Annotated in this window: 6 protein-coding genes and 1 pseudogene; 2 read left to right on the top strand and 5 right to left on the bottom strand. The window is 67.6% G+C overall.

Annotation, left to right across the window (positions count from 1 at the left end; genetic code table 11):
- Positions 1-212: 212 nt before the first annotated feature.
- Positions 213-719, top strand: a complete 507-nt coding sequence (locus N7333_RS23770; RefSeq protein WP_129482498.1) for an SgcJ/EcaC family oxidoreductase — start codon at positions 213-215, stop codon at positions 717-719.
- A 1-nt stretch (position 720) separates the two neighbouring features.
- Here N7333_RS23770 and N7333_RS23765 read toward each other — a convergent pair whose 3' ends face one another.
- From N7333_RS23765 to N7333_RS23745, 5 genes are all read right to left on the bottom strand, one after another.
- Positions 721-1,704, bottom strand: a complete 984-nt coding sequence (locus N7333_RS23765; protein WP_129482499.1) for a hydrolase — start codon at positions 1,702-1,704, stop codon at positions 721-723.
- Between the two features lie 85 nt (positions 1,705-1,789).
- Entirely contained in the window at positions 1,790-2,008 is a 219-nt protein-coding gene (locus N7333_RS23760; RefSeq protein WP_004373840.1) for a hypothetical protein, read from the bottom strand.
- Positions 2,005-2,607 carry a 16S rRNA (guanine(966)-N(2))-methyltransferase RsmD gene (gene rsmD, locus N7333_RS23755; protein WP_129482500.1) on the bottom strand — a complete coding sequence of 201 codons (603 nt, stop codon included), beginning with the start codon at positions 2,605-2,607 and terminating at the stop codon, positions 2,005-2,007. The genes N7333_RS23760 and rsmD overlap by 4 nt, the downstream gene beginning before the upstream one ends.
- The gene (locus tag N7333_RS23750) at positions 2,607-4,067 is read right to left on the bottom strand and encodes a pitrilysin family protein (RefSeq protein WP_129482501.1); all 1,461 of its coding nucleotides are present in this window, start codon (positions 4,065-4,067) and stop codon (positions 2,607-2,609) included. Before N7333_RS23750 ends, rsmD begins: the two co-directional genes overlap by 1 nt.
- Positions 4,064-5,431: a pitrilysin family protein gene (locus N7333_RS23745; RefSeq protein WP_129482502.1), complete on the bottom strand. Its 1,368-nt coding sequence runs from the start codon at positions 5,429-5,431 to the stop codon at positions 4,064-4,066. The genes N7333_RS23750 and N7333_RS23745 overlap by 4 nt, the downstream gene beginning before the upstream one ends.
- Positions 5,432-5,573: 142 nt before the next feature.
- On the opposite strand from N7333_RS23745, the pseudogene N7333_RS23740 reads away from it, so the two are divergent.
- A pseudogene (locus N7333_RS23740) lies at positions 5,574-5,722 on the top strand (signal recognition particle-docking protein FtsY); the annotation flags it as partial.

The raw sequence follows: 5,722 nt of genomic DNA, 5'->3' as shown, positions 1-5,722 counted from the left end.
GGTAATCGGCGCGCAGGGCCAGCACGCTGTCGGGTGGGGTGTGCTGCATCTACGCCTCCACGAAGTGCGCGTCATCGGACGGCGCAGGCTAATGGCTCCAAGCGCGTCGGGCATCTGCCACCTGGCATAGGCCGCAGGTGCCATTCGGCCGATGTGCCGGCGCCGGGCCGATTGCATGCTGACGGCGTCATTCAATAGCCGGAGATTCGACCATGTTGAAACCCTTGTTCAGCGGCTGCGCCCTGGTGTTCGTCCTGTCCGTGCCGCTGGTTCAGGCGGCCGATGCGCCTTATGTCTATACGGAAACCGCAGCCGCTCCGAGCGATGCGCAGGAGCAGCAGATCGCCAGCCTGTTCGAGCGCTGGAACGCCGCCCTGCAGACGGGCGATTCGGCCAAGGTGGCTGCGCTCTATGCCGACAACGGCGTGCTGCAGCCCACGGTATCGAATCGGGTGCGCATAGGCCACGAGGCGATCCAGGACTATTTCGACCATTTTTTACAGGCCAAGCCGGTGGGCACGATCAACATGCGTGAAATTCGCCAGATCGGCCCGGACGCGGCGGTGGACTCGGGGGTCTACACCTTCGCCCTGACCCAGGGCGATGCGGTACGCCAGGTGCAGGCGCGCTACACCTTCGTGTACCAGAAGGTCGATGGCGAGTGGAAAATCCTCAAGCACCACTCCTCGGCGATGCCGGAGCAGCCTGCGGCCGGCTGATTCAGGTGAGTGCGCCTAGCCACTCGGGAATGCGCCGCTCCAGATAGTAGACGGGGCGGCGCGGGCTGCCTTCGACGAAGCCGACATGGCCGCCCTTGGCATGCAGCTCGAACTCGGTGCCGGGGGCCAGCTCGCTGGCCTCGGGCAGGCTGTGACGGAAGATGAAGGGATCGTCCTCGGCCTGGATGATCAGCGTGCGCGTGCGAATGTCGCCCAAGTAGAAGCGGCTGGAGGCGCGCCGGTAGTAATCGTGGGCATCGGCGAAGCCGTGCAGGGGCGCGGTGATGCGCCCGTCGAAGTCCCAGAAGGTGCGCATGCCGTCCAGCGGGCCGAGGCGCTCCAGCACCGACAGGCGCTCGCTGTGGCCCTGCTCGGTGAACAGGCGCTGCTTGTTGCTGACATAGGCGACCATCTCGCGCATGAAATGCGCCTGGTACACCCGCGAGAAGCCCAGGCCGATACGGTCGGCGCACTGATCCAGACGAAACGGCACCGACACCGCCACCGCGGCCTGCAGCTGGCTCTGCGCGCCGCTTTCGCCCAGGTACTTGAGCAGCACGTTGCCGCCCAGCGAATAGCCGACGGCGTACAGCGGCGCCATCGGCCGTTGCGCACGCAGGTGGGCGACTGCCGAAGCCAGATCCTCGCTGGCGCCGGAGTGATAGCCGCGCGGCAGCAGGTTCGGTTCACCGGAGCAGCCGCGCCAGTTCAGCGCCACGCTGGCCCAGCCGCGTGCGGCCAGGGCCTGTTGCAGGCCGAGCACGTAGAGCGAATTGGAACTGCCGGTCAGGCCATGCAGCACCAGCACCAGCGGCGCATGGGCGTCATGCGGGCCGTACCAGTCGAGGTCGAGAAAGTCGCCATCGTCCAGCCACAGCCGTTCGCGCGGCCGCTGCAGTTGCGGCGGCTTGCGGCAGAAGGGGTTCCACAGCGTCTGTAGATGCGGGCCGGGGAGCCACCAGGCGGGGCGAAATTCAGTGTTCATGGTGCAGTCGGTCGTCGGCAGTAGACGTAGCCCGGATGCAATCCGGGAGTGGTGGCCCTGGATTTCATCCAGGCTACAGAGCTATTCAGCGTCGGCGCTTGCGGAGTATGCGCCAAGCGCACCAGGCCAATACCAGCAACGCGACGATACGCTGATTGGTAAGCCCGATGACGATACCGGCATTGGGATTGTGCGGTATCGCGCGTTGAAGGTTCAGTGCAATTTCCTGCTGGCTGAGCAGCACCGGCAGCGCCAGTGCGATCAGCAGCAGGTAGGGCAGGTGGGCGTAGATAAAGTCCTTCATCCACGCTGCCACAGTGCGTAATGCACCTGACCAGTGTGCTTCTCCCGATGCAGGCGCCAGTTACCGGGCAGGCCCAGCGTCGAGGGCGCGGTTTCGCTTTCGGTGTAGATCCAGGCGTCGTCAGCCAGCCAGCCCTGGGTTTCCAGCAGGTTGCAGGCGCCTTGCAGCAGATCCTTGTGAAACGGCGGGTCGAGCAGGACGATATCGAAGCGCCGCGGCGCCGGCCGGGCCAGCAGCTGCAGGGCGTCGCCCTGCTGGATTTCGCCGGCGCTGCACTGCAGCGTCGTCAGATGCCCGCGCAGCGCGGCCACCGACGCCGGGTTGAGGTCGCAGGCCAGGCCGCTGGCAGCACCACGCGACAGCGCTTCGAGCAGCAGCGCGCCGCTGCCGGCGAAGGGGTCGAGCACATGGGCGCCCTCGACATAAGGCGCCAGCCAGTTGAACAGCGTCTCGCGCACCCGGTCCGGGGTCGGGCGCAGGCCCGGGCCGTCGGGGAAGGCGAGGCGCCGCGAGCGCCACTGCCCACCGATGATGCGCAACTGGCCCTGGCCGCCGTGGGCCTTGCCCGCGGCGGGTTTCTGCGAAGCGCGACCGCGCATCAGTGCGGCACCGTGCTGGGCTGCTCGACCGGATCCTCGTTGGGCGGCGGCAGCTCCTTCTGGGCCACGGTCGGGCCGGCCGTGACCACCACCAGCGCCTCGGGGTCGAGGTGCTTGGCCATGGCGGTCTTGACCTGTTCGATGCTCAGCGCCTGGACGTCACGCATGAAGTCGTCCAGATAGCTCAGCGGCAGGTCGTAGAAGCCCATCGACGCCAGCTGGCCGACGATATCGGCGTTGCTCGCGGTGGACAGCGGGAAGCTGCCGGCCAGCTGACGCTTGGCGTTGTCCAGCTCCTGTTGGGTTGGGCCTTCGCGCAGATAGTCGGCGAGCAGCTGCTTGACCAGTGCCAGGGTGCCCTCGCTCAGGTCCGCACGGGTCTGCAGGTTGATCATGAACGGGCCGCGCGCCTGCATGGCGCTGAAGCCTGAGTAGACGCCGTAGGTCAGGCCGCGCTTCTCGCGCACTTCGGTCATCAGGCGGGTGCCGAAGCCGCTGCCGCCGAGAATCTGGTTGCCCAGATAGAGCGCGGCGTAGTCCGGGTCGCGACGGTCGATGCCGAGCTGGGCGATCAGCAGGTGGGTCTGGTTGGAGGGGAATTCGATGTGGCTGGCGCCCGGCTTGGGCGCTTGCGGCTGGGCGATGCGCGGCAGTGCCGGCCCCTGTGGCAGGGCCGCGGACACCTGGTTGGCGATGGCCTCGGCTTCGCTGCGCGAGAGGTCGCCGACCAGGGCGATCACCGCGTTGCCGGCCGCGTAGGCGCGAGCGTGGAAGGCCTGCAGCTGCTGACGGCCGATGGCCGGGATCGACTGCGCGGTACCGTCGCTCGGATGCGCATAGGGGTGCTGGCCGTACAGGCGCTCGAACAGCTTCAGGCTGGCCAGCTTGCCGGGGTTCTGCTTCTGGAACTCGAAACCGGCCAGCAGCTGGTTCTTGATCCGCGCCAGCGAATCCTCGGGGAAGGTCGGCTTGCCCAGGACCTCGGCGAACAGTGCCAGTGCCGGGTCGCGCTGCTCCTTGGCGCTCAGGCTGCGCAGGCTGGCCACGGCCATGTCGCGGTAGGCACCGTTGCCGAATTCGGCGCCTAGGCCCTCGAAGCCGGCGGCGATGGCGCCGACATCCTTGCCCGGTACGCCCTCGTTGAGCATGGCGTTGGTCAGGGTGGCCAGGCCCGGCACGCCGTTGTCCTGGCTGCTGCCGGCGGCGAAGGTCAGGCGCAGGTCGAACATCGGCAGCTCACGGGCCGGGGCGAACAGCACCTTGGCGCCTTGTGGCGTGGTCCAGGTCTGGATTTCCAGGGTGCGGCGGGTCGGTGCCTGGCCATCGAGCTCGGCCAACGACTGCAGTTTCGCGGCATCGCCGCTCAGCGTCGGAGCGGACAGGCTGGCGCAGGCGCCCAGCGCCAGGGCAGCGGACAGGATCAGGCCGAGCAGGCCCAGGCGGCGGTGCTCAGTCTTCATGGGCGGGACTCCTCATTGCGGGACTCTTCGGGCAGAACATGGGCGACGCTCAGGCGGTCGCGAACGAAGAAGGTGCGGGCGGCCTGCTGGATGTCGGCCGGGGTCACGGCTTCCAGCTCGGCCAGTTCCTGGTCGATCAGTTGCCAGGACAGGCCGACGGTTTCCAGTTGGCCGATGCTGGTGGCCTGGCTGGTGATCGAATCGCGCTCGAACACCAGGCCGGCGATGACCTGGGCGCGCACCCGGGCCAGCTCGGCGGCCGAGGGCGGCGTCTTCTTCAGGTTCTCCAGTTCGCGCCACAGGCCGGCTTCGGCCTGCTCCAGGGTCTTGCCCTTCTGCACGTTGGGCGTGGCGGTGAGAACGAACAGGCTGTCGCCACGGGTGAAGGCGTTGTACCAGGCGCTGGCGCTGGAAACGAGCTCCTCGCCGCGTTCCAGGCGGGTCGACAGGCGTGCGCTGTAGCCGCCGTCGAGCAGGGCGGCGGCCAGGCGCAGGGCATAGACCTGGCGCGGCTGTTCGCTGGTGGCGAGGCCCGGCACGTTGAAGCCCATCAGCAGGCTCGGCAGCTGGGTTCTGAGATACAGGGTGGTGCGGCGCTCGCCCGCTGCGCCCAGTTCCAGCGGCAGCTTGGCGGTCGGCACCTCGCGGCGCGGGATGTCGCCGAAGTAACGCTGCACCTGGCTCTTGACTTCATCCACGCTGACGTCGCCCACCACCACCAGGGTGGCGTTGTTCGGCGCGTACCACTTCTGGTACCAGGCGCGCAGCTCGTCGATGTGCATGCGGTCGAGATCCGCCATCCAGCCGATGGTGGGAATGCCGTAGCCGCTGGCCGGGTAGGCCATGGCCTTGAAGCGTTCGAAGGCCAGGGACGAGGGGCGGTCGTCGGTGCGCAGGCGCCGCTCTTCCTTGATCACCTCGATTTCCTTGGCGAATTCGGCCGCCGGCAGCTGCAGGCTGGCCAGGCGGTCGGCCTCCAGCTCCAGCGCCACGCCCAGGCGGTCGCGCGCCAGCACCTGGTAGTAGGCGGTGTAATCGTCGCTGGTGAAGGCGTTCTCTTCGGCGCCCAGCTCGCGCAGGATGCGCGAGGCCTCGCCGGCGCCGAGCTTGCGGCTGCCCTTGAACATCATGTGTTCCAGGGCGTGGGACAGGCCGGTGGAGCCGGGCGTCTCGTAGCTGGAACCGACCTTGTACCAGAGCTGACTGACCACCACGGGGGCGCGGTGATCCTCGCGGACTATGACCTTCAGGCCATTGTCCAGTTTGAATTCGTGGGTGGGTTGAGCAGGAGAAGCGAAGGCCGCGAGTGGCACGCAAAGGGCGCCGAACAGCAGGCCGAGGGAACGGCGGGCAATGGCATTCATCGAAAGTCTGACCTGTCGGATGGCCTGGGCGGTCGTACCGCCGGCAGGCGAAGAGGTGCTAGGATACCCCATCCTTTTCCGGGGCGGCGCAGCCAGGCGTATCAGGCTGTTAGCGACCGCCCCCCTGAGATGCAAGCGACCCATGTTTGGTTCCAATGACGACAAGAAGTCGCCGGCCGATGTCGGCGCGCAGAATCCGCCTGTGACCGAAGAAAAGAAATCCCTGTTCGGCTGGCTGCGCAAGAAGCCGGCGGAACCCGCTGCGCCCGCCGAGGCGCCCGCGAGCGAGCC

Source organism: Pseudomonas sp. GD04158, from assembly GCF_029834875.1.
In the GTDB taxonomy this organism is placed as follows: domain Bacteria; phylum Pseudomonadota; class Gammaproteobacteria; order Pseudomonadales; family Pseudomonadaceae; genus Aquipseudomonas; species Aquipseudomonas hydrolytica.
This window is presented reverse-complemented; position numbering and strand designations above follow the sequence as displayed.

Coding starts and splice junctions, on each gene's coding strand:
- N7333_RS23765 (WP_129482499.1), bottom strand. CDS start 1,704: ATGAACACTGAATTTCGCCCCGCCTGGTGGCTCCCCGGCCCGCATCTA.
- N7333_RS23750 (WP_129482501.1), bottom strand. CDS start 4,067: ATGAAGACTGAGCACCGCCGCCTGGGCCTGCTCGGCCTGATCCTGTCC.
- N7333_RS23770 (WP_129482498.1), top strand. CDS start 213: ATGTTGAAACCCTTGTTCAGCGGCTGCGCCCTGGTGTTCGTCCTGTCC.
- N7333_RS23760 (WP_004373840.1), bottom strand. CDS start 2,008: ATGAAGGACTTTATCTACGCCCACCTGCCCTACCTGCTGCTGATCGCA.
- N7333_RS23745 (WP_129482502.1), bottom strand. CDS start 5,431: ATGAATGCCATTGCCCGCCGTTCCCTCGGCCTGCTGTTCGGCGCCCTT.
- rsmD (WP_129482500.1), bottom strand. CDS start 2,607: ATGCGCGGTCGCGCTTCGCAGAAACCCGCCGCGGGCAAGGCCCACGGC.